At 60.9% G+C, this 22,024-nt stretch carries 15 protein-coding genes; 4 read left to right on the top strand and 11 right to left on the bottom strand.

Annotated features, from left to right (window positions below; translation table 11 throughout):
* The first annotated feature begins 147 nt into the window (after positions 1–147).
* A complete protein-coding gene (locus I6F38_RS06935; RefSeq protein ID WP_225159611.1) occupies positions 148–3,507 on the top strand; it encodes an adenylate/guanylate cyclase domain-containing protein in 3,360 nt (1,119 codons plus the stop codon).
* Between the two features lie 68 nt (positions 3,508–3,575).
* On the opposite strand, the gene I6F38_RS06930 is transcribed toward I6F38_RS06935, so the two are convergent.
* The 9 genes from I6F38_RS06930 to I6F38_RS06890 all read right to left on the bottom strand — a co-directional run bounded on the left by I6F38_RS06930 (position 3,576) and on the right by I6F38_RS06890 (position 14,197).
* A complete protein-coding gene (locus I6F38_RS06930; RefSeq protein WP_225159609.1) occupies positions 3,576–4,886 on the bottom strand; it encodes a patatin-like phospholipase family protein in 1,311 nt (436 codons plus the stop codon).
* 1,275 nt (positions 4,887–6,161) lie between these two features.
* Positions 6,162–7,031 carry a nitrilase family protein gene (locus I6F38_RS06925; RefSeq protein ID WP_225159639.1) on the bottom strand — a complete coding sequence of 290 codons (870 nt, stop codon included), beginning with the start codon at positions 7,029–7,031 and terminating at the stop codon, positions 6,162–6,164.
* A gap of 40 nt (positions 7,032–7,071) precedes the next feature.
* A complete protein-coding gene (locus tag I6F38_RS06920) occupies positions 7,072–8,466 on the bottom strand; it encodes an amidase (protein ID WP_225159607.1) in 1,395 nt (464 codons plus the stop codon).
* 10 nt (positions 8,467–8,476) lie between these two features.
* A complete protein-coding gene (locus tag I6F38_RS06915; RefSeq protein WP_225159605.1) occupies positions 8,477–8,659 on the bottom strand; it encodes a hypothetical protein in 183 nt (60 codons plus the stop codon).
* 11 nt (positions 8,660–8,670) lie between these two features.
* Positions 8,671–9,378 (bottom strand): ABC transporter ATP-binding protein, encoded by a 708-nt coding sequence (locus tag I6F38_RS06910; RefSeq protein ID WP_225159603.1) that lies wholly within the window; start codon positions 9,376–9,378, stop codon positions 8,671–8,673.
* A complete protein-coding gene (locus I6F38_RS06905) occupies positions 9,375–11,207 on the bottom strand; it encodes an ATP-binding cassette domain-containing protein (RefSeq protein WP_225159600.1) in 1,833 nt (610 codons plus the stop codon). Before I6F38_RS06905 ends, I6F38_RS06910 begins: the two co-directional genes overlap by 4 nt.
* A complete protein-coding gene (locus I6F38_RS06900) occupies positions 11,200–12,036 on the bottom strand; it encodes a branched-chain amino acid ABC transporter permease (protein ID WP_225159598.1) in 837 nt (278 codons plus the stop codon). The genes I6F38_RS06905 and I6F38_RS06900 overlap by 8 nt, the downstream gene beginning before the upstream one ends.
* Positions 12,037–12,254: 218 nt before the next feature.
* On the bottom strand, positions 12,255–13,412 hold the full coding sequence (locus I6F38_RS06895; RefSeq protein ID WP_225159636.1) for a substrate-binding protein: 1,158 nt from the start codon (positions 13,410–13,412) through the stop codon (positions 12,255–12,257).
* A 359-nt stretch (positions 13,413–13,771) separates the two neighbouring features.
* A complete protein-coding gene (locus I6F38_RS06890) occupies positions 13,772–14,197 on the bottom strand; it encodes a transposase (protein ID WP_225159596.1) in 426 nt (141 codons plus the stop codon).
* Between the two features lie 101 nt (positions 14,198–14,298).
* On the opposite strand from I6F38_RS06890, the gene I6F38_RS06885 reads away from it, so the two are divergent.
* Positions 14,299–15,237: an acetamidase/formamidase family protein gene (locus tag I6F38_RS06885; protein WP_225159595.1), complete on the top strand. Its 939-nt coding sequence runs from the start codon at positions 14,299–14,301 to the stop codon at positions 15,235–15,237.
* 593 nt (positions 15,238–15,830) lie between these two features.
* Here the strand turns inward: I6F38_RS06885 and I6F38_RS06880 are convergent.
* Entirely contained in the window at positions 15,831–16,724 is an 894-nt protein-coding gene (locus I6F38_RS06880; RefSeq protein ID WP_225159594.1) for a LysR substrate-binding domain-containing protein, read from the bottom strand.
* Between the two features lie 214 nt (positions 16,725–16,938).
* Here I6F38_RS06880 and I6F38_RS06875 point away from each other — a divergent pair, with 214 nt between their 5' ends.
* Positions 16,939–18,282: an MFS transporter gene (locus I6F38_RS06875; protein WP_225159593.1), complete on the top strand. Its 1,344-nt coding sequence runs from the start codon at positions 16,939–16,941 to the stop codon at positions 18,280–18,282.
* Between the two features lie 52 nt (positions 18,283–18,334).
* Positions 18,335–19,378, top strand: coding sequence for a CapA family protein (locus I6F38_RS06870; protein ID WP_225159592.1), 1,044 nt, complete (start codon positions 18,335–18,337; stop codon positions 19,376–19,378).
* A gap of 367 nt (positions 19,379–19,745) precedes the next feature.
* On the opposite strand, the gene I6F38_RS06865 is transcribed toward I6F38_RS06870, so the two are convergent.
* Positions 19,746–21,905 carry a N,N-dimethylformamidase beta subunit family domain-containing protein gene (locus I6F38_RS06865; protein ID WP_225159591.1) on the bottom strand — a complete coding sequence of 720 codons (2,160 nt, stop codon included), beginning with the start codon at positions 21,903–21,905 and terminating at the stop codon, positions 19,746–19,748.
* Positions 21,906–22,024: the final 119 nt, after the last annotated feature.

Raw genomic sequence — 22,024 nt, 5'->3', positions numbered from 1 at the left:
ATGGCATCGCTTGGCAGCGCCCAGCTTTCGCCGGGCCAATGTGTTAAACTGGCTGAGATATCTCGCGATCGGTGCTTCCATTTGCAGATGTGCCTTCGCAGGTCTCTGCAATGTGCTACTTTTATCCCTATTGGCCATAGGTATACCATGACAGGTATTGCAGAGTGGCTGGCATCGATCGGTTTGGGAGAGTACGCCGATCGTTTCGCAGAGAACGCCATCGACCTCTCGGTCGTCGGCGATCTCACGGAGCAGGACCTCAAGGACCTCGGCGTCCTGCTTGGGCACCGGCGCAAGATGCTGCGCGCGATTGCGGCACTTGAGGATGATGTCGCTGTATCGGACCAAGCGGCTGCCAAACCAGCGCCGCGAGACGGCGCCGAGCGGCGCCAAATCACGGTCATGTTTTGTGATCTGGTGGGCTCGTCCGCACTTTCGGCCCGGCTGGACCCGGAGGACTTGCGCTCGATAATCGGCGACTATCACGCCTGCATCGCTGAGGTTATCGCCCGGAGTGAGGGCGTTATCGCGCGCTACATGGGGGATGGCGTGCTTGCCTATTTCGGCTACCCCCTGGCGCACGAGGACGATGCCGAGCAGGCGACACGCGCTGGGCTGTCACTGGTCGATGCCGTGGCCAATCTTCAGACAGATATCGGCACCAAGCTGCAGGTCCGCGTTGGCATCGCTACCGGTATGGTTGTCGTGGGCGATCTGATCGGCGAAGGCGCCGCCAAGGAGCAGGCGGTGATCGGTGAGACACCGAATCTGGCTGCTCGTCTGCAGCAGTTCGCCGAGCCCGGTACCGTGCTGATCTCCGAGAGTACGCGCCAGCTCACCGAAGGATATTTCGAATACTGCGATCTCGGCTCCATCGCGCTGAAAGGATGGGCGGAGCCAATACCTGCCTGGCAGGTGCTCGGGACGACTGGAGTCGAAAGCCGCTTTGAGGCTCAGCACAGGACTCGATTGACGCCCTTGATCGGTCGAGACGAGGAGATCGAGCTGCTGTTGCGGCGCTGGCAGCACGCCTCTTCGGGCGAAGGTTGCGTAGTGGTTCTAACTGGAGAGCCAGGTATCGGTAAGTCGCACATCGCGCTGGCGCTTCAAGAGCGGCTCCAAGCCGAACCACACATTACGGTCCGCCATTTCTGTTCGGCGCACCATACCAACAGTGCGTTGTATCCGTTCATCGACAATCTCGAACGTGCTGCCCGGTTCGAAAGAGGCGAAGCGCCGACGGAGAAGTTTGCCAAGCTTGAAGCTCTGCTGTTGCGGTCTGGCGCCGACGCAGATCGTGTGGTGCCGGCTCTAGCAAACCTTCTGTCGCTGCCGGTCAGTGACCGCTACCAGCTGCCCGAGCTCAGTCCGCAGAAACGCAAGGAGATGACGTTGGCGGCATTCTCGGCTCAGCTCGAAGCGTTGGCGGCGCGGCAGCCAGTGTTCATCATCTTTGAGGATGCCCATTGGTCGGACCCGACTTCGATGGAGCTGCTCACGATTACACTGGAAAAGGTACCACGACTCCGAGTGCTGCTGCTCATCACCGCGAGACCAGAGTTCACGCCGCCCTGGCCTGGTCATGCACATGTGACGACCGTCTCGCTTACACGGCTGAACCGGCGCAACGGGGCGGCCTTGATCGAGCGCGTCACGGCAGGCAAGACGCTCCCGGAGGAGGTCTTGGACCAAATCCTCGCTCGCACCGACGGCGTACCCCTGTTCGTCGAGGAACTGACCAAGGCGGTGCTCGAAACCGGCTTGCTGCAGGAGCGAGACGACCATTACGTGGTCAGCGGTCCGCTACCCTCGATGGCGATTCCAACGACATTGAACGCATCGCTGATGGCTAGGCTCGACCGATTGGCCCCCGTGAAGGAAGTTGCTCAGATCGGCGCCGTTGTGGGGCGCGAGTTCTCGTACGAACTGCTGAGCGTGGTCGCCAAGCTGCCAAGGCAACGGCTTGAGGAGGCGCTTGCCCAGTTGGTTCAGGCGGAGTTGATATTCTGCCGAGGCGAGATACCCCGGGCGGTCTACACCTTCAAGCATGCGCTCGTGCGGGACGCTGCCGAAGCGGGACTTCTGAAGAGCCGACGCGCAGCGCTGCATGCCGCCGTCGCCAACGCTTTCGAGCAACGATTCCCGGAAATTGTGGAGGCTCAACCCGAGACTCTCGCACTCCACCTTACCGAGGCGGGATTGTTCGAAAAGGCGGGAGAATATTGGCTCCAGGCAGGCAAGAAAGCGGCCATGCGCTCCGCCAACCTCGAAGCGATCGCACACTTGCGCAAAGGCATTGAGGTCTCGGCCCATTTGGCCGACGGTGCGCTTAAAGACCGGCTGGAGCTTGATTTCCAATACGCGCTCGGGCCCTGCCTCATTGCCACCCAGGGGCCGGCCTCGCCCCAGGCGGTGGCGACCTTTGCGCGAGCGCGCGAGCTGTGCCAGCGGCTCGGAGATCCCCCCGAGCGACTACAAATCATGTTTTGGTTGACCACCGCGAGCGTCATTCGTGGCGAGTTGCCGGTCGCCGAGGAAATGATCTCGGTGTTACTCGATCTTGCGGAGGGTCGGGGCGATCGACCAACGTTGCTCAACGCGATGCGTGGGCAAGGGATGATACGCCTTTTCATGGGAAATCTCGTAGGTGCCCAGGAGGTGATCGAACGGGCCTTCGAAGCGTTCGAAGCGAGCAGCGAGCATGACAGACTGGCGGCGCGTGCTGCCGGCCAGGATGCGGGTGTGGCCGACCTGGCTCTGATGTCATGGGCGCTCTGGCTGCAGGGCCGTGCTGATACGGCACTCGCGCGTGTAAATGCCGCTCTTCAGCGCGCCGACGTCATCAGTCATCCGCATTCGCAGGCCTATGGATGCTATTATGCATCCATTCTCCACGCTCTTCGGGGTGACTTCCGAAAGGCACACCGCTATGCTGATCGTTGTCTCGCCTTGTCGGAAGAACTCGGATTTCGGCAGTGGCGAGGATTGGCTCGCGCCATCCGGGGGATAAGCGCCACCTTCCTTGATCCTTCGTCCGCTGCGCTCGAGGAAATCCGCGCGGCGATGAACGAATATCGCGGCGCGGGCTATCAGCTTGGCATCACAGCCCTGTATGTGCTCCTGAGTGCCGCTTTGTTGTCGAGCCATCAAAGCGAAGCCGCGCTCGAACTGATTGAGCAGGGTCTCGCTACAACCGGCCGCAATAGCGAACGGATATTTGAGGCCGAGCTGTATCGATTGAAGGCGCGCGTATTGCTCGTCCGCGATGCACCGGAGGCCAGCACCGATGCACGATCACTGCTCGATCACGCATTGACAACTGCAAAAAGCCAACGCGCCAAGGCCCTTGAACTTCGAGTAGCAGTAGACCTCGCCAACTTGTGGATCGATCAGGGCAGAACCAGCGAAGCGCTCGACCAGCTCGTGCCCATCTACGGCTGGTTCGTCGAGGGTCTTGAAACGCAGGATCTGAAGCAGGCAAAGGCAGTACTCAACCGACTGCAGTAATTCCGCCTCGACTGCGGATATTGGAGCTTGGCTCAGCAGGTCGGCCTCAAGGCTGCTTTACCTTGCCGTTACGCAGCCCGCCTTCGACATTCGTGATATGCCTCCTTAACCTCTCGCCATCCCGCCTCATCGCTTTCCGCAGGATTCTCATTTATGAAATGTGGCCCGTCATGCGGCGGACGTTTTCCGTGTTCGTAGTATGCCTTGATTGCTTGTTCAGCAGCGATCCTTCCCAACGTTCTCCCGCTGTCCAGGTTGCTGTGGTTCCATTTGAAACTGATGTGCCCCGGCACATGAATCTCGATGATTGTCCCCTTCCACGGATGCTCCCCGGATTTTGGCTTGTCGTACCGCACGTGATATTTGAAGAGCTTGACATCATCTTCGCCAACGGTCGCTGCGAACAATTGGCAGAGATTTGCCAGGGCATCGTGAAGGTTTTCCGGTTTGCGGACTTGCTTCGAATCGACGATCCTGCTCACCCATATCTCGTCCAGCTCATCGCCTGGCTTATGATGCTCCTGGAGCAAGCTCTCGAAGTTGACCGTATCGACCAGTGCTCCTTCGCAGTAGGTAACTCCGTCGATCTCTACGGTTTCTTCCACGAAGGGAAGGGCTGAACACGCACATAAGCTGGATGCGCTGATAGGCACTTTGTACTCTTTCCCGTCGGCCTTCTTGTTCTCATCGACCTTCTTGGGCATTGGGCGGTTGGAAAACAACGCGAGTTTATGCTCATCGAGATTCCAGGCGTTGTGGAATATGAATGGCTTTTCGGGTCTTCCCAGCGCGTCGAAATTTATGCTCTTCATAAACTGGCTGTGTGGATAGTTGATCCTGGAGAGGCCGGTGACTTGGGACAGATACATCATTGACGTGAGATAACGAACGAAAGGATTTGGTGCCAGCACCTGATTAAGAACCCATCTGTTTACGTCTCCCTCATCCGGGCTCGTGAACTTCTTCCCGCCGTCCGTGTCGGGCTGTTGAGCGAACCAAAGCGACATGGATTCCCTGAAGGCATTCGCGACCCTGTTTGGGTCCCACAAATCCTTATAGGTATTGGGATCTGCGACGAAGTTGGTCAGAGCCTTGCCGATGCTTTCCCAATCCGGGCCGAACACCGTGTTTATGGGAAAGCGCCTATAGCTTTCGTCGTCTCGAAACACGCCATTCTTGAAGAATTGATGGGTCTGTTTCGCCCTGTCTTTATTGTCAACGTTGTCAAACTGATTGTAGACGATCCCAACCCAGGCGCCGATGCAGGACAATGCCCACACGTCAAAGGTTATACCTGCGTTGGCAAGAGCTTCCAGAACTCCAATGTGCAGGCCTGCCGCCGGACCACCACCGCCGAGCGTAATCGCCCTCTTCACCATTGGTTCCTCCATCAAATTTTTTGCATGGCTTATTCTCTGATCAAGTTTCTGAACCGCGTAAAACTAAAAGACTGGTCGTTTGCTGGGTCCGCGGGCTTTCGGCCGCACCGAATGCCGTTGAATCCAACTCGACAACTCATTGATCGCAGCGTTGCGAAACACGATACGTGCGACGGAACGGTGGACGTCGAGGTTCGGCGCCTTCTCGAGCCTGCTGATCGCGCTGGGCGCACGCCGGCCAAGAACTCGAGCAAGCGTATCGCGGTCTGGCCCGCCCATTTGTGAACCAATTCACGGAAGATATTTATCGCTGATGTTAGTGGGGGAGATGTTGTCCAATTGTGGCTTCCGCTTCTGGCCCATCGCGACATATTGCGCTGCCGCACGAACTTGGTCGCTATAGGAGCAAAGCGGACGTAGTCACCAGTCACATGAGGCCGTCGGATCTATAGGCCACTCTATACGATGGGCAGGCCGAATGCGCCGCATGGCAAGCTCAATCTCTTCAGACAGACGGGTCGTGTTCGGCGTAGCAAGCAGTGGTCGGTTGGTTCGACGCCAGGGGAAAAAGAGATACCTCCCGTATCTGCCGTGTTTGGGATCCCGTCCCGCCGAGGTCGAAGCTCAAGTATGACGACCGGCTTCCGGCTTACTTCTTTGGCCCAGGGGCCGCACGGAAGATAAAGCACGTCCAGCCTGTCGCAGACCTTGGCCAGACTGTTCCCGGTGACTCCGAATTCCTCGGCCGGCCGGATCATTCACCTAGCCATTGATGTAGAAGCAATAAAACATCAGCGCCAAGGCGTGGCGAGATCCCCCCTAACCTTCGCGGATCAGCCGCCTTCGCTTCTGGCAGATGCCCAGCTCGATACGTGTATAGGCCTGACGAACAAAATAAGCCGAGATTTCGAGAGGAAATCCCTGCCTAGTCAGGGAGGAAATCCTCTGGGCGCCAGCGGACAACCATCACCGCGAAACTTCGCGCTTCGGACGGCGATGGATCGACCTCCGAGGCGCTCGGCTCATCGCATGTTTGCTGTGGCGTGACTGCGTGTGCTGACCCCATTTACAGGATGGGGGAGGGGGAGTTCCTAGCGCGCTGACCAAACTCGTTTGCGTGAAGGTAAAGGCGTCTGTTTGCAGTGGTTTACTAATCTTTGCTTGGAAAACTGATGGGGAGCGGGGTGCAATGTCGGCTCGTTTGTGCTGCGTGGCACGCTGATGATGTGCGAGGGAGCCGCGGTCCCTTAGCTTTGCTAAGGCAGAAGATCATAATCAATACCAGCCACGCTTGATGCCAGTGCCGAGCATTTCGTCGTAGAGATCGATGCGGCGATCGCGCAGGGGCTGATTGAAGCTGTTGAGCACGCGCTTGCTGCGGGCGTCCGACAAGTTCAGCTCTGCATAGATGATGTCTTCGTCGGACTTGCTGGCAGGACCGGCTAACGGGAAGCCGGTGTGACTTACGATCAGGCTCGATCCCAGAAACGGCTGGTTGCGCTCGACGCCGACACGGTCGGCGGCGGCGACATACATGCTGTTGGAATGGGCGCCGCTCATGGTGAGGATATTCGCCATGACCATCGTGTTCGCGGGCTGGTCCGGCATCGGCACCCAGTTGGTCGGCACGCAAAGGATGTCGGCGCCCTGCAGCGCGGCGAGACGGTAGGTTTCCGGAAACCAGCCATCGTAACAGATCGCCACGGCCATGCGGCCGAATTTGGTCTTCCAGACGGGAACGCCGAGATCGCCGGGTTCGAAGAACAGGTTTTCCGAGCCCCACAGGTGTACCTTGCGATAGGTGCCGACGTAGCCGTCGGGCCCAGCGATTGCAGCACTGTTGTAGAGCGCGTCACCTGCCCGCTCGCAGACGCCGGCGACGATTACGAGGTCGTGGCGGCGAGCTGCTTCCAGCCAGGCTTTTGTCGTCGGACCATCGGGCACAGGCTCGGCCAGCGCGAAAGCCTCTCGGCGGCAAGCGAAGACATAGCCTGAATTGCAGAGCTCGGGTAGCACGACCAGCTGCGCGCCGTTAGCTGCCGCTTCAGTGATCTTCTCCAGCGAGCGTGCAACATTGGCTTGCTTCTCGCCAATCTTCGGCTCCATCTGGATACAGGCTACCTTGATCGGGCTTTCCGCGTGCATGGCAAGCACTCCGTCGGGGTTTGTCGGATCTCGCGCATCCTCAGATAATGGGATACATGTCCTTCCAGCCATGCGCGCGCTCATAGGCATCTGCGGCACGGATCAGGGTGATCTCATCAAAAGGGCGGCTTGCAAGTTGCAGTCCGATCGGCAGTCCGGCGCTATCGAAACCGCAAGGTAGCGAGATCGACGGCAGTCCGGCGAGATTCCAGGGGTAAGTCAACCGCCAGGAGGCCGCGAGTACGCTCTCATCGTTCGCGCCGACGCGTACAGTCCATTCGCCGATCGGCCATGCCGTCAGTGGGCAAGTGGGGCCGATGATGACGTCCACATCGGTGAAGATTTTCGCAAGATCGTCGATGAGCACGCGGCGGAGCTGCTCGGCCTTGAGGTAATCCGGACCTGTGACCAGCCGGCCCATTTCGACCAGCGTGCGCACGTCGTCGGTGAAGCCTTTGACCAGGCCGCTTGCCAGGTTGCGGCTGTGATAGGCGGTGGAGGACGATAGCTCGATCGCGAAGATCGCGCCCAGACCATAAGCGAGGACCGGCAACTCGAATTCGACCAGACGAGCGCCGGCATCGCGATAGAAGCCGATTGCCGCGTCGATGGCGGCATCGACATCGGATTGGTTGCTCTCGAAGAAATGGTTACGGCAGATGCCGACGCGAAGGCCGGCGATTGGCTGGTTAAGCCCTCTTGTGAAATCCGGAACGTCGGCGTGGGCGGAGCCGGGATCATCAGGGTCGTGACCCGAAATGGCGTTGAGGGCATGGACGCTGTCGGCGACCGTATAGGAGAGTGGGCCGGCATGGTCGAGTGACCAGCTATGGGGAACGATGCCGGCGCGGCTCACGCGGCCGAAGGTCGGCTTCAATCCAACGGCGCCGCATAGTGCGGCCGGGATGCGGATCGAGCCGCCGGTGTCCGACCCCATCGCGATCGGGACCATCCGGGCAGCGACAGCCGCGCCCGATCCTCCGCTCGAGCCGCCGGGGACGCGGCTCATGTCCCACGGATTTTTAGATGGCGGCGTCACATTGCCCCAAGCGAATTCATGCATGCGCGTCTTGCCGATGATGATTGCGCCGGCCGCGCGGAGTTTGGCGACAGCAGCTGAATCAGCTCTCGCGAAGTTCATGTCGGAAGTCGCGGTGCCGGCGGTAGTCGGCATGTCGGTCGTGATGTAATTGTCCTTCACCGCCACCGGCACGCCATGAAGCGGGCCACGCCAGTGGCCGTCTGCAATTTCCCGATCTGCAGCTGCCGCCTGGGCGTGCGCATCGTCTGCGGTAAAGACGAAGCTTTCCAGCTTGCGATCGAGCGCCTTGATGCGTTCCGACGCATTCTCGACGAGCTCGACGCTTTTTAATTTTCCTGTGCGGAGGTCGGCTGAGAGTTCGGCGACGGGGCGCGTGATAGGATTGCCTTGCATCGGGAGTGCCTCAGCCTTGTCGGTCGGCCGGCAGTGGGGAGAACACGACGGCGGGATGAATGTCCGTCAGGTCGAGGCTCCGCAGCTTGGCGATTTCCTGCGCGATGGGCTGGAAGGCGGCGAGCACGACGGCCCTTCGTTCGGCGTCGAGGTCGATGCCGAGCGCATCGACGAGGCTGTCCAACTCATTCATCGAACTCTCCCTCACAACTGCAGCTGTTCTTGGACGCGCGCCGCAGCAGGCTCGTCGCCGGCCACGCCCTCATCAGCGATTTCACCGATCTTCAGCACCGCGTAGCGGTCGGCCATGGAAAAGGCGAACGGCACGTTCTGCTCCACGACGAAGATCGTGGTGCCGGCGCGCTTGCGCTCCGCCAGCAATATTTCTGACAGGTGCCGAACCATGGAAGGCTGTAACCCTTCCGAGATTTCGTCGATTAGCATCAGGCGCGGCGAGCCGAGCAGGGCGCGGGACACGATCAGCATCTTCTGCTCGCCGCCGCTCAACGTACCGGCCTTTTGGTTGAGGCGTCTGCCGATGATCGGGAAATAATCGCTGACACGAGCCAATCCTTCGGCAAAGCCGTGGTCGCTACGAAGGCCTAGCCTGAGATTTTCCCGGATCGTCAGGTCTTGGAACAGCGTCTGCTCCTGCGGCGTGTAGGCGATGGCCTTGCGCGCGATCAGATGCGTGGTCAGCGTCGTGATGTCTTCGCCGAACAGACGGATGCTGCCTTGCCTGGCCGGGACGAACCCAAGGATGGTCTTGAGCAGCGTGCTCTTGCCCATGCCGTTCTTGCCGAGCAGCGCGAAAATTTCACCAGGACGGATCCCGAGCGAGATGTTGCGCAGCACCATGGCTTCGCCGTAGCCGCTGCTCACATCGGAAATGTCCAGGACGGTTTCGCTCATGGCCGCGCCTCTGCATGCGCGCCACCCGCATATATCGTCCGTACCAACTCGGAGCCGACGACTTGCGCCACCGATCCGTCCAAGAGCACCTTGCCTTGATGCAGCACGATGATCCGGGTCGAGATTTCACGGACGAAGTCGAGGTCATGCTCGATGATCAGCGTGCACAATCCCGCGCGCTGGACGAGATCGACCAGGATGCCGCCGATCAGCGTGCGCTCGGGCTTGGTGAGGCCTGCGGTCGGTTCGTCGAGCAGCAGCACACTCGGCTCCAGTGCCAGCACCATCGCAAGCTCCAGCGCGCGCTTCATGCCGTGGGACAGATGCCGGCACTCGATTGCAAGCTCGCGGTCGAGTCCGGTCGCGGTGATAACGTGACGGGCGCTCTCGGGCAGCGCGAGCGTCGGCGCGTGGCTCAGCAAGTTGGCGCGGTCCAGCCGATGACGGGCAAGGCGCAGGCATTGTGCCACCGTCAGCGTCTCGAACAGGCTGGTGGCCTGGAAGCTTCGGCCAATGCCGAAGCCCGCCACAGCTTGTGGCGGTGTGCGCGCAATCGCCCGTCCGAACACCGCAACTGTGCCATCAGTTCGCTCGAAACCATCGGAAAGGCAGCGCATCAGCGTGGTCTTGCCGGCGCCATTCGGACCAATGATGCCAAGTAATTCACTGCCCAGCGCCTTGAACGTGACCCCTTCAAGCACCTTGAGGCTGCCGTAAGAGCGCGCCAGATCGGCAATGTCAAGCGCTGGCGCATCCGAGCCGGTGCCGACGCGGTGTCCTTCGCTGGCCTCAACGAGGGCAGGCACCGCAAGCATTGGTGCAACGTCGCGGCCGCTGGTTGCCGACCACAGCCGCCGCAAGGCGCTCCGGATCACGGGTGCGATGCCCTGGGGCAGCGCGACGATGACCAGCACGAAGATGGAGCCAACGATCAGCTTCCAGACATAGGGCAAATTGCCGGACAGATAGGCGCTCGTCACGTCGATGGCGACAGTGCCGAGCACGGGGCCGACCAGCGTACCGCGTCCGCCTAGCGCGACCCACATCACGAGCTCGGTGCCGAACACGAAACTGCCGATCTCTGGCGCAACCACCACCGTATAGCCAGCATAGGCATAGCCGGCGATCGAGGCGATCATCGCCATCACCACCATCAGCAGGATCTTGATGCGGGGCGCGTTGATGCCGAGATAGGTGCAGCGCTGCTCATTCTCGCGGATCGCTACTAGCACGCGGCCGAAATCGCTGTTGACGAAGAACCATGCGGCCGTCGTCAGCACGACGAGGCCGACACCGCAGATCGTGAACCAGGCCTCCACCGACAGGTCGAAGGTGTTATAGCCGACGAGGCCGCTGGAGGAGCCGGTGAAGGTGCCACCGGAGTAGAGTACCTGCACGAAGATGATCGGCAACGCCAGGGTCACGATGGCGACGTAGAGCGGCGAGGCGCCGTAGAAGAAGGAGACCCACCCGGTGATGGCGGCCACCACAGCCGATACCGCGATCCCGGCGAACAGGGCCAGCACCGCGGTTTGCAGCGAGAAATCCATGTAGGTGAAGGTGATGCCGGCGGCGTAGGCGCCGATGCCGAAGAAGGCGGCCTGGCCGAAGGTGAGGATGCCGGTGTAACCCCAGAGGATATCGACTGTCAGCGCGGTTGCTGCGTACAGGAATGACCGCACCATGATGTTGACAGTATAGGAGTCGAGGACATAGGGGCCTGCGACGGCGGCTGCGATGCAGAGCAGCGCGATCGAGCCGACGAAGCGGAGCCGAGTGGAGGCGACGCGCACGGGCAGCGTCGCCGTTGTGGTCGTGAGATCAGCCATGACCGAACCCCGCGGGCCGGATGCGCAGGAGGAGGGCGGCCAGCACCACGATCGTCAGTCCGCCGATGACAGGGCTTATGTAGGTGGAAACCAGCACCTGCGCGCCGCCGAGCGTGATCGCAGCGGTCGCAAGGCTGACAAGCGAGACCGACGACACCAGCACCAGCATGAACGCGTTGACGAGCCAGGGAACGCCCATGTTCGGATCGACGCTGGAGAGCGGCGTGATCAGTGCACCGGCGAGGCTCGCAAGGCCCGCGCCGATGCAGAAGGTGACGAAGCGGACATGGCCGCTATTGATGCCGAGGCCACGCGCCAGGGGCTCGTTCATGATCACCGCGCGCGCTTCGAGGCCAAGCCGGGTCGCGTTGAACAACGCTGCGATGCCGCCCGCGATCAGCGCAGCCGCAAGGATGAGAAACAAGCGATAGAACGAGTAGGTCTGACCGAGCAAGCTGGTGGCGCCGGCGATCGGTGTCTGTACGAACTGGATCTCGCGACCGAAGATGATGGTGATGACCTGGCCAATGATGATGCCGAGCCCCCAGGTTGCCAGAATCGCATCGAGCGGACGGTCGTACAGCGGCCGGATGATGAAGCGCTCGACGACGGCGCCGAGCACGACGCCCGCGATCGCTGCTGCCGGATAGGCGAACCAGGGATTCAAGCCAAGATTCGTCACCACGAGGCCCGAATAGCCGCCGATCGTGAGGAAGCCGCCATGGGCAAAATTCACGATCTTGAGTACGCCCAGAATGATGAGAAGCCCGGCTGAGACGGCAAACAGGATCGCGGCGGTGGTGATGATGTCGAGGATGAGGGCGGTCATGCCGGTCTCCGCTCGGCTTCGATGCCGCCGAAGAGCGCCATGAGCCACTTCGGTGCATTAGAGGAATGGGGGAGTCTGGCACCGCTCATTAGCACGCGCAATCGTCTGGAGCGAAATGTCGTGGCCCAACGGAGCGAGAGCGACGCTCGGAACTGGACCGGCATGTCGCTCCGCTCACACGTGCTACATTGACGAACCCAATCACGCTCCCGGCGGGATCAGAGCTTCGGGCACTGCTCGCCCGGGTTGACGTTCGGGAAGCTCTTCACGATCTTCACCGAACCGTCGGACTGCACCTGACCCAGATACATCGTGAGCGGCGCGTGGCGCTGCGCGTTCATCTGCACCTTGCCCCGGGGACCGTCGAACGATACTTCGGCCAGCGCCGCGACCACCGGATCCACCGCAGTGCTCTTCGCCTTTTCGACGGCCGCCTTGTAGAGATAGACGGCGTCGTATTGTGGCACTGACAGGTCGTTGGGCGTCAGCAGCTTGCCGCCGAACTTCGCCTTCATGGCCGCCATGAACTTCTGGTTGGCAGGCGTATCGATGTTGGTCAGGAAGGAAGCGGAGATGAACACACCGTCGGCGTCGGCCGCCATCGTCTTCGCCGTGCCCTCGTCGACACTGAGATTGCCGACGACGGCCTTCATGCCGGCTGCCTTGTACTGCTTCTGCAAGGTGACGTTGGGAGCGCCGCCGGCGGTGGAGAAGATCACAGCGTCCGGATTGGCGCTGCGCATCTTGGAGATGATCGCGGTCCAGTCGGTGGCGTCCATCGGTTGATATTCGTCGCCGACGACCTTACCGCCCTTCTTTTCGATGTAGGCCTTGGTAAAGGCCAGCATGCCGCGTCCGAACGCGTAGTCGCTGCCGACCAAGAAGAAAGTCTTGGCCTTGAACGCGTCCATGAAGTGGTCAACGATCGGGCCGACCATCTGTTCGGGGACGGCACCGTCTGCGTAGAGATATTTGTTGCACGAGCGACCCTCATAGAGCGAGGTGTAGATGTATGGGACCTTGCCGCGGGTGACGACCGGGAGCATGCCGTTGCGGGCTGCGCTCGTCTGCATCGAGATCAGCGCATTGACCTTTTTCTGGAAGATCAGCGAGTCGGCAGCCTTCTGCGCGCCGGCTGCGCCCGAGCCGTCATCGGCGACCTCGAGCTCGACCTTTTTGCCGAGAATGCCGCCGGTCGCGTTGATCTCATCGACGGCGAGTTCTGCCGACTGCACGACCGACGGCGCCACCACGCTGTTCGCTCCGGAAAGGCCGGTAGGGATTCCGATCTTGATTGTATCCTGGGCGTTCGCAGCCAAGCTCGACGTCAGCACCAGTGTGACAATGACCGCGCCCGTTCCCAATCTCGACAACATCGCATTTGAACGCACATGATTGACCATGGCCGTGAAACTCCCCGCTTGAGCCGAAACGCCAAGCAAAAGCCTACTGCGGCTCAAAAGTGCGGCAAGCAGAAATAAGCGACGGAATTGCGCGAATTTTGGTCGACCTTAGTCTTTATGTCGCTCACAGTGACATAAAGTCACGTTGCTTGGCGCATCGCTCGCGATTTCGCCCCTGGAAACAAGCGCTTTGTGTGCTCAAGCCGACGCCATGCGGGCGTTCAGGCTGGCGATGCATCGCACAAAAATATTGCGGCGAGCCGAATGTGGAAGCAAGGATACCGTACCGGGCGCGCATGATCGCGATGTCCCGCAACTCCGCCGAGCACGCGTCAGCGGTTGCCGCGAACTGCGGCGAAGTGGCCGGTGAGTGCGCCACCGCATTTCGCTGCGGCGATGCGGCTGGCGCGCGTCTGATCGCGCGCTTTCTCTTCGGCAGTCCGATGGACTGTTATTGCGGACGCAGGCTTGGCTTCCGCGGGGCGGTCGTCCGGTCTCCGCAACTGTTCGAACAAATTGCTGACTAAGCCGCGCAGCCGCAGGTTCTCCGTAGCCAGATCTTTCATCTGCCTTGCCGCCGGAACGTCGAGCCCGCCAAATTGGCGGCGCCAGCGATAGAAGGTGCGCGGGGTAATGCCGGACGTGCTGCAGATCTCGGCCACGGGAACACCTGCGCTGGCCTCCCCAAGCAGCTGGAGTATCTCACTATTTGTGAATCGGGAACGCCTCATGGGATGCTCCGTCTCGTCGATGCGCATGCGACTATATCTTAGCGCCGGCAAACGTCTCGCCCATTGTGCGAAGAGGGGCCGGATGTGACGATCAGCCGTTGTCCTATGCAATCCGCCGGAGCCAGTTAATGCCGCGCCGCCACGAGATCTCAAGCGCCCACGAAAATATGGTATGGGGATACCTTGATAGCGGCACGCCGCCGGTCCTGGAAGTAAGCTCCGGCGACACCGTGACGCTTCACAGCTTTCCGTCAGGAGGGAAGGAGACCCTGCCGGATGATCTAAGTCTGGTAGCACCTGACTATCTGGCGGCGCTCGAAGCGCTGCCACCCGGGCCGGGATCGCATTTCATAACCGGCCCCGTCTATGTCCGAGGCGCCGCTGTCGGCGACGCCTTGCAGATCGACATTCTCGACGTGAAGGTCCGGCAGGACTGGGGCTTTGTATCTATCCTGCCGCTGCTCGGGACCTTGCCCGACGAGTTCACGGAATACGAGACCATCCATCCACGGATCGATCGGAAGCGCAACGTCAGCATCATGCCCTGGGGAAGCAAAATTCCACTTGAGCCGTTCTTCGGGATTATTGCCACCGCGCCGCCGCCGAGCTGGGGCCGCTGCGGCTCGCCGGTGCCGCGCGCGTTTGGCGGCAACATGGACAACAAGGAATTGCGTGCGGGCACGACGCTCTATCTGCCCATATTCAACGAAGGTGCCCTATTCTTCGCCGGTGATGGTCATGCGGTGCAGGGCGATGGCGAAGTCTGCATCACCGCTCTTGAGACCGGCGTGACTGGAACGTTCCGCCTCACCGTGCGCAAGGACATGGAGATACGCTGGCCGTTCGCGGAAAGCGTGACCCATCTGATGTCGATCGGTCTTGACGAGGATCTCGATGACGCCGCCAAGCAGGCAGTAAGGGAAATGGTCCGGCACGTTTGCGCACGCACCAATCTGACTCGCAACGAGGCCTACATGCTGTGCTCGCTGGCTGGCAATCTGCGCGTGACCCAGCTCGTCGATGGCAACAAGGGCATCCACATGTTGTTACCAAAAGCGCTTCTGTAGCGATTTGCTTGCGCTATCGTAGTGCGCCTTAAAGCTTGGCTGACCTACATGTGGCACCTGTTCTGTGTCGCGCGTCGCTGCTGAACAAAGGCGAGCATCAAGGTGGTTTCAACGCTCGGCTCGACTGGGTTAATCACTATTCGCCGAAATGCCGACATAGGTCGATCCGACGCCAAAGTCGACTTTCGCCCGTAGCTGCCCGTCGATGTGATTGCGGCTGCGTCGGCCCTTATGGGCAGACCAGACAAGCTGCGGATCGGGCCTCCACAGTCGTTTCTGGTCAAGCGAGCTGACGAAGAGGGCGGCACTTTAAATGCGGAGCCGGCTGTATGGCTGGTACATAGCAGTGGGAGCGAGCGGCGCCGCGACTAAAGGTGTCTTTGATCGCGCAGACGGGTGGTTTGGCGTGCTGTCAAGATGCCGCCAGCGCGGCTAAGCGGCCTTGCGAGTGATCGAATGAACCGATGGCCCTATAGAGCAACGTGACACCTGAAGTGCGTCGCCAAGGCAAATGGCGATCCAAGCGCCGTCGGCGAGCTTGCAGCGATGCTGATTTGACAATAGCAGAACAAGATCTTGCCGATGGAGAAACGTCAATTCTGTGTCCTGGTTTCGGACAGCAGCCAGTCGCGGAATGCAGCAATCTCCGGCCTGCCAACGTCGGTTTCGCGGCCGACGAGGTGGTAACTGTCGGCGGTTCGTACCACCAGCGGATGGATCGCCAATAGTCGTCCCGCTTTGAGATCGTCCTGGACCAGTTCCAGATGCGCCACCGCGATGCCGAGCCCGTCGATCGCCGCTTGATAGGCTAGCGAGGAATTGCCGAACGACAGTCCTTCGCGAAAGCTCCCGGGTGTGACGTCCGCCGCCTCAAACCAGATCCGCCAATCGTGCGGGCGCTTCATTGAATGAAGTAACGTGCGGTCGAGCAGCTCTCGTGAATCGTGCACGGGTGGATGCTTGTTGAATTCGGCGGGGCTACAAACCGGCAGCAGCTCGATCGGAAACAGCGTGTCGTAACGCACGCCGGGCTTTGGAATGGCGGGAGTCTGAATGGTGAAGTCCACCTCGCCAGCGCTCACATCGACGAGATCGTTGGCGATCGTGACCTGCACATTGATGCTTGGGTAAAGGGTATGGAAGCGCGCGAGCCGCTTGACCAGCCATTTCATCGCCACCGTGGGAAACAGCCGTATCCGCACCACGCGATTCTGCTTGTCCCGGCGGCTGACCTGGGTCGCGAGTTCGATGCGATCAAAGGCTTCGGCAATGGCCTGCGCGTACTGTTCGCCCTGCGTCGTCAGCTTGACGTCGCGTTGATTACGGACGAACAGGCGCAGGCCAAGGAAGGCTTCGAGTTGGGCGATGTGCCGGCTGACGGCGCCCTGCGAGACGTTGAGTATTTTGGCGGCGTGGGTGAAGTTCTCGGAGCGGGAGGCGACCTCGAAGGCGCGAAGTGCATTCAGCGGGGGCAATTTTCGGGCCATCAGCGCCTCCCACTGAGGGCTGATCGCGTCCGCGCCGTATTCTCTGTGTTGCTCTGAAGATAAGTCATCGTCGTGATGAGTAAATTAGCATACTCGGCCCAAAGCATTCCGCCTATTTTGCCCGCATAAGCGGCGCTGAACGCCGCTACTTGCGGGAGAAACGCTTTCTATGACCACCCCCGTTAACGCCGCGGGCCGGCTTGACCGGCTCCCGATGGGCGCATTCCAGTGGCGGATTCTCAGCCTGATCGGCCTCGGGATGTTCTTCGACGGTTTCGACAACCAGATGGCCGCCGGCGTGTTGGGCGCCCTCGTTAAGGAGGGCTGGTCGAACATGGAGACCAATGCCCACTACATTTCCATCACCTTTGCCGGCCTCGCCATTGGCGCGCTGATGACGGGGTTGGTCGGTGACCGGTTCGGCCGGCGTTTTGCCTATCAGTTTAATCTTCTGATTTTCGGCAGCATGTGCCTGCTCTCGATGCTCGCGCCCTCGATGACTTGGCTGATGGCGATGCGTTTCTTCATGGGAGTAGGGATCGGCGCAGAATATGTCTGCGGTTACGGCATGGTCAGCGAGTTTGTGCCGCCGCAACGGCGCGGTTGGGCGCTTGGCCTGATCAGCGTGGTGTCGATGGCATCGACATTCGCCGTGAATTTTACCGGACTATTCGTCATTCCGGCACTGGGATGGCGGCCGATGTATCTGATCGGCGGTTGCGGCGCATTATGGGTCTGGTTCCTGCGCCGCAAACTTCCGGAGTCGCCGCGCTGGCTCGAAGCGCGCGGTCGTTATGAAGAAGCCGAAAAGATCATGCAGGATATCGAAGCTGAGGCCTCGAAGGCGGGGCCGCTCCCGCCGGTGACATCAGTGGCCGCGCCTGCGCCGGCCTGGGTACCGATCTCCATCCTGTTCTCGCGCGGCGTCGTCACCCGCACCTTGCTCGCGATGGCGGTTTGCATCTCCTGCCTGGTCGGTTCCTACAGCTTCTCCTATTGGGTGCCGACCTTCTTCGTCAAACAGGGGCTGAGTGTCACGAAGTCGCTCAGCTTTGCGACCGTCATGGCGCTGGGCAGTTCGCTCGGGCCGCTGGTCGGCATGCTGACCTCCGACTGGATTGGACGCCGTCGCGGCACCATGTTTGCGGCCTTATGGTGTGGCGTGTTCGCGCTGGCGTATTCGCAGCAGACCGACCCCGCCTGGGTGCTGATCTTTGGCTTCCTGTTGCAGGGCGGCATGAGCCTGATGATCGGCTTCGGTCTCGGCGGCTACACGCCGGAGTTGTTTGCAACCGAATATCGCTTCCGCGGCTCTGGCATCGCCCAAATGACGGGTCGGATTGCTGTCATCGCATCGCCCTACATGGTTGTGTCGCTCTATGACAATTATGGTCTCCCATCAGTGCTCTACGCCATTGCGTCGCTTTATCTGCTGTTAGCGCTTGGTATTCTCTTGTTCGGTATCGAAACCAACCAGCGCTCCCTGGAATCGATCGCGCCAGCGCGCGATGGCGAAGCGGCGGTGACAACATCGCGCTCCGCTGAAAGCGCGGCCTGATCTGGTCGCAATCCCGACATCCACACCAGAGCTCACGAAAAAGGAACTGCACATGGATCAAACGCTGCTCATCTTGGGCGATACCAACATCCAGAACCGCGAAGATCCTTTCAGCGCATTCGTCAATGTGCGTGACATGCTGACATCGGCCGATGTCTTGTTCGGACAGCTGGAAGGCCCGCTTGCCGAGCCCTCGATCGATCCCGCGCGGCCCGATATCCCGCACAAAAAGGGTTGGCGCCATTCGGGCGCCAAGGTAGGTCCGGCGCTCAAGAAGGCGGGCTATGTCGGCGTGAGCTGCGCCAGCAACGTCGCCTATCCCGCGAGCGCCGCCGTCGCCAGCGTCAAGGCGCTGGATTCGGCGGGGATCCTCCACTGTGGCGTTGGCGAAACGCTGGCAGAGGCCAAGAAGCCGGCAATCATCGAGAAGAACGGGGTTCGTTTCGGCTTCTTGAGCTACACATCAGTGTTCTGGCCGAGCAATCACGCCGCGTCAGCCAACAGCCCCGGATGCGCCACCATCAAGGCCCACGCCGCCTATGAGCCGGGCCCGCGCGCGCTGGAGATGCCGGGTGCCGAGCCGATCACGCATACATTCGCAGACGCCGACGAACTCGAGGCCATGCGGGACGATGTCCGCGCTCTGCGGACCAAGGTCGACCTTGTGATCCTTTCATGCCATTGGGGCGTGTCGTCCAAAGAGGAGCCAGTCGCATATCAGCGCGAAATAGCCCGAGCCGCCATCGACGTGGGGGCAGACATGGTGTTCGGCCACCATCCGCATGTGGTCCAGGCCGGCGAAATCTATCAGGGTAAGCCGATCTTCTACAGCCTTGGCAACTTTGCGTTCGACTGGGACGTTATGCGCGGCCGTCATCTCGATGGTCTGGTGCTGCGGTGCTTGATCGCGGGGAAGAAGATCACCGAAATTGAATTACTACCGGTCCGTCGCAACGAGCACAACGATATCTGCGTACATAGTGCAGACACCGGCGCGGGCAAGGACATTCTCGGCCGTTTCGAGCAGCTGAGCAGGAAACTCGGAGACTCAATCGTCTTGTCGAGGGCCACTCACCTGCGGCTTGAGGGTATGTAAGGTTAACGCGGCTGCTGACTCCCCCGAGCCGTTGTTTTGCCGAGCGATATCCAATCAGGGGAGCAAGAGGCCTCGCTCCTGACTGCGAGGAAAGCGCCTGCCGCCTGTCAAACATTCTCCTTGGGCGGAAAAGCCCTGGATCTTCCATGTACCACCGTATCGCACTCACCATGCGGTGCTCGTCGCCTTTGTGAACTTGCGCGCGAACGAAAAAGAAGCACGTATCTGTGCGGTCGCCGCGCTGGGGGACAACGAGTGTCCAGTAAGATGTTGATCTTCTTGCACTCAAACCTGCAACCAGAACGTATGAGTGGCCGAACGAGGGTCGTTGACCTTTCGTTTCAGGGGCGAAGTCGCACTGACGGTCTCATGCTCCGAGCACGGGCTCCTTGCCGGTGAAGGCCCTGAGTATATTCGCCGTCAGGCGCGAAAGACCGTTGTCGCAGCCGTTCCAGGCCAGGGCGCCGGCATAGGCGATGGAGCCGACCGAAAATACCCAGCCGCCTCCATCGATCGGAAACAGGACCATGTCCGATCTCACCACGTCAGGCCGCTGTGCGCCTCCCTGATCCGGGAGCGAAAGAGTGAGATCCTCGATGACGAGCTGATACTCGTTGCCAAGCCCGGTCGAAGTCCCGAGCACATAGGCATGCTCGGGACTTCCGAGCGTAACGTCGTACCTGTCGACCTCGTCTCCCACCGCTCCACCCAGCACATAGCCGTAATCGCCGACGATTTCCTCAGTGATGCCGTCGAACAATTTCGCGGCGGGCGAATTGTAGCTCGCCTCCAGACGCCGATAGCCGCAGCCCTTCGACCATCCCTCCGATGCGAAGCCCACGCCCAGCATCTTGTTCGGGGCGCGGCCGCGCGTGCGCCAGATGCCGCCGGCTTCAGTCGTCGCAACATGGGTCCGTTCGCCATAGGGGGCATCCCAGCAGCGCGTGCCGCTGTTGTCGCGGCGCACCTCGATGACCCAGGGCTTTGCACCGATCCGGCTCGTTACCCAGTAGAAGCCGTTGCCGCCAAGATACATGACCCGTCCGCCGTCATGCAGGTATCCGTCGAGGATATCGAGGCCGGTTCGTGTCCAGTATTCCGGGTGCGAGCCCGTGACGATCGCCGCGTACCGGTCGGCCAGGTTGCGGCCGCCACGTTCGAAATCCTCGTCGGTTGCGACATGATATTCGATGCCGAGGTGCTCCAGCCATTCGACGATGTACATGTCGACGGGAAAGTGACGGTACGAGCCCGTTAGCCAGTTCGGAAAACCAGGGCGGACGTTGAACAGCGGCCGTCTGCGGCCCGAATAGCGAACCGGCGTTCCGTCGGCATGGGTATCGTAGCAGGAGCGGCCCGGCTCCGGATGTGAGAACAGGTACTGTTCGTCCTCGGGCACCACCTTGTCATGAGGCATCACCGATGAGAAATCGAGCGAAGCCAGGTGGTCGTTCGCATAGGCCAGATAGGTGTTGGTCGGCACCAGGAACAGCACGGGTGCCGAGGTGCCCAGTACCGGTCTGACAAACAGCGGAAAATGATTGCGGCGTCCGCCGGCCTCGAGCCGAACTGCGTAGACTCCGCTTTGAAGGTCCTCCGGCAGGCGGAATTCGAGATTATACCTCCAGCCGGCATCCACCATGTCGTCGTCGTGGAATTGCAGCGCACAGTACTGCTCGGGAACTTCGACGAAGGAGTCGCTTCGCCCGTCCCAGTTGCGTCCGGTCACACCGCGCTCGACGCCGTTGACAAGGTGCCCCTGTTCGCCTCCAGCGTCCGGCTCAATCGTCTCCGACGCGAAGTCCCTGCCGAGTTTCCATGCTGCCCATGCCGGCTGCGTGGGAGTCTTCCCCGCGTGCCATGCGGCGATAATCTCGGCGGATGGCTTCGCGAGGTGCAGCGTTGGCGAGTCGATCTTGCCGTTATATGGCTCCAGCGGCGACCCGGACCGGCCGATGCCGGCCGCCGCGAGCAGGAGCGTCGCCGCATTTGCCGTCGCGCCGGTTGCCGCGCGGAGTGTGCGTTGTGCCCCAACCTTGGCATCAAGACGCCTGAGGTCGATGCAGACCTCGCCGTCGCCGATGGTAGTCAGGATCGAATACCAGTGTTTGGCGATGATCGCATCCGGCAAGACCGCGAGCGTTGCGCTGCCCATTCGAAGCGCAAGACCGCCTGAGATGATGACGAGCGCGACGTCGCCAATCGACCAGATGGCCTGGGGCGCGCTCCGCTCGGGGACGGTCGGCCATGCCCAGCAATGGACGCTGATCGCCGCATCGTTGATCGGTGAGGGAAGCGGAAATTCGGCGTGCGAGCCGACCACCGTGGATTGCACGCCGCCGGAAACGGTGCGGTCGAGCACCGACGAGAAATCGACCACCTTGCCCTCGATCGCTTCGTCGCGCCCGGGACCCGAGACCAGTCGCACGAGGCTTGCGTGGACGGTGGCGTGCGGCGTGCTGATCGCGAGCCGGACGACATCGCCGGGCTCGCAGAACCACTCCTCGAAATAAGCCTGGATATCCATCTGACGCCGCCCACGCTCGCTGGTTAAGTCCGCTTCGGACGCGCAATGTCCGAGCGCGCGCCCATCATTCGCGGATCAAAGCCGGCGGGGAAACATCTGTTGCGGCATTCTGGAGTCCG

The organism is Bradyrhizobium sp. BRP56, assembly GCF_020194035.1.
Classification (GTDB): domain Bacteria; phylum Pseudomonadota; class Alphaproteobacteria; order Rhizobiales; family Xanthobacteraceae; genus Bradyrhizobium; species Bradyrhizobium australafricanum.
Note: the sequence above shows the minus strand (reverse complement) of the source record. Positions and strands in the feature narration are given on the sequence as shown.

Excerpts from the sequence above, each read along its gene's own strand:
- I6F38_RS06920 (WP_225159607.1), bottom strand. The coding sequence starts at position 8,466 with ATGCAAGGCAATCCTATCACGCGCCCCGTCGCCGAACTCTCAGCCGAC.
- I6F38_RS06895 (WP_225159636.1), bottom strand. The coding sequence starts at position 13,412 with ATGTTGTCGAGATTGGGAACGGGCGCGGTCATTGTCACACTGGTGCTG.
- I6F38_RS06915 (WP_225159605.1), bottom strand. The coding sequence starts at position 8,659 with ATGAATGAGTTGGACAGCCTCGTCGATGCGCTCGGCATCGACCTCGAC.
- I6F38_RS06905 (WP_225159600.1), bottom strand. The coding sequence starts at position 11,207 with ATGGCTGATCTCACGACCACAACGGCGACGCTGCCCGTGCGCGTCGCC.
- I6F38_RS06880 (WP_225159594.1), bottom strand. The coding sequence starts at position 16,724 with ATGGCCCGAAAATTGCCCCCGCTGAATGCACTTCGCGCCTTCGAGGTC.
- I6F38_RS06900 (WP_225159598.1), bottom strand. The coding sequence starts at position 12,036 with ATGACCGCCCTCATCCTCGACATCATCACCACCGCCGCGATCCTGTTT.
- I6F38_RS06890 (WP_225159596.1), bottom strand. The coding sequence starts at position 14,197 with ATGCGCATCGACGAGACGGAGCATCCCATGAGGCGTTCCCGATTCACA.
- I6F38_RS06885 (WP_225159595.1), top strand. The coding sequence starts at position 14,299 with ATGCCGCGCCGCCACGAGATCTCAAGCGCCCACGAAAATATGGTATGG.
- I6F38_RS06930 (WP_225159609.1), bottom strand. The coding sequence starts at position 4,886 with ATGGTGAAGAGGGCGATTACGCTCGGCGGTGGTGGTCCGGCGGCAGGC.
- I6F38_RS06875 (WP_225159593.1), top strand. The coding sequence starts at position 16,939 with ATGGGCGCATTCCAGTGGCGGATTCTCAGCCTGATCGGCCTCGGGATG.
- I6F38_RS06865 (WP_225159591.1), bottom strand. The coding sequence starts at position 21,905 with ATGGATATCCAGGCTTATTTCGAGGAGTGGTTCTGCGAGCCCGGCGAT.
- I6F38_RS06925 (WP_225159639.1), bottom strand. The coding sequence starts at position 7,031 with ATGCACGCGGAAAGCCCGATCAAGGTAGCCTGTATCCAGATGGAGCCG.
- I6F38_RS06910 (WP_225159603.1), bottom strand. The coding sequence starts at position 9,378 with ATGAGCGAAACCGTCCTGGACATTTCCGATGTGAGCAGCGGCTACGGC.
- I6F38_RS06935 (WP_225159611.1), top strand. The coding sequence starts at position 148 with ATGACAGGTATTGCAGAGTGGCTGGCATCGATCGGTTTGGGAGAGTAC.
- I6F38_RS06870 (WP_225159592.1), top strand. The coding sequence starts at position 18,335 with ATGGATCAAACGCTGCTCATCTTGGGCGATACCAACATCCAGAACCGC.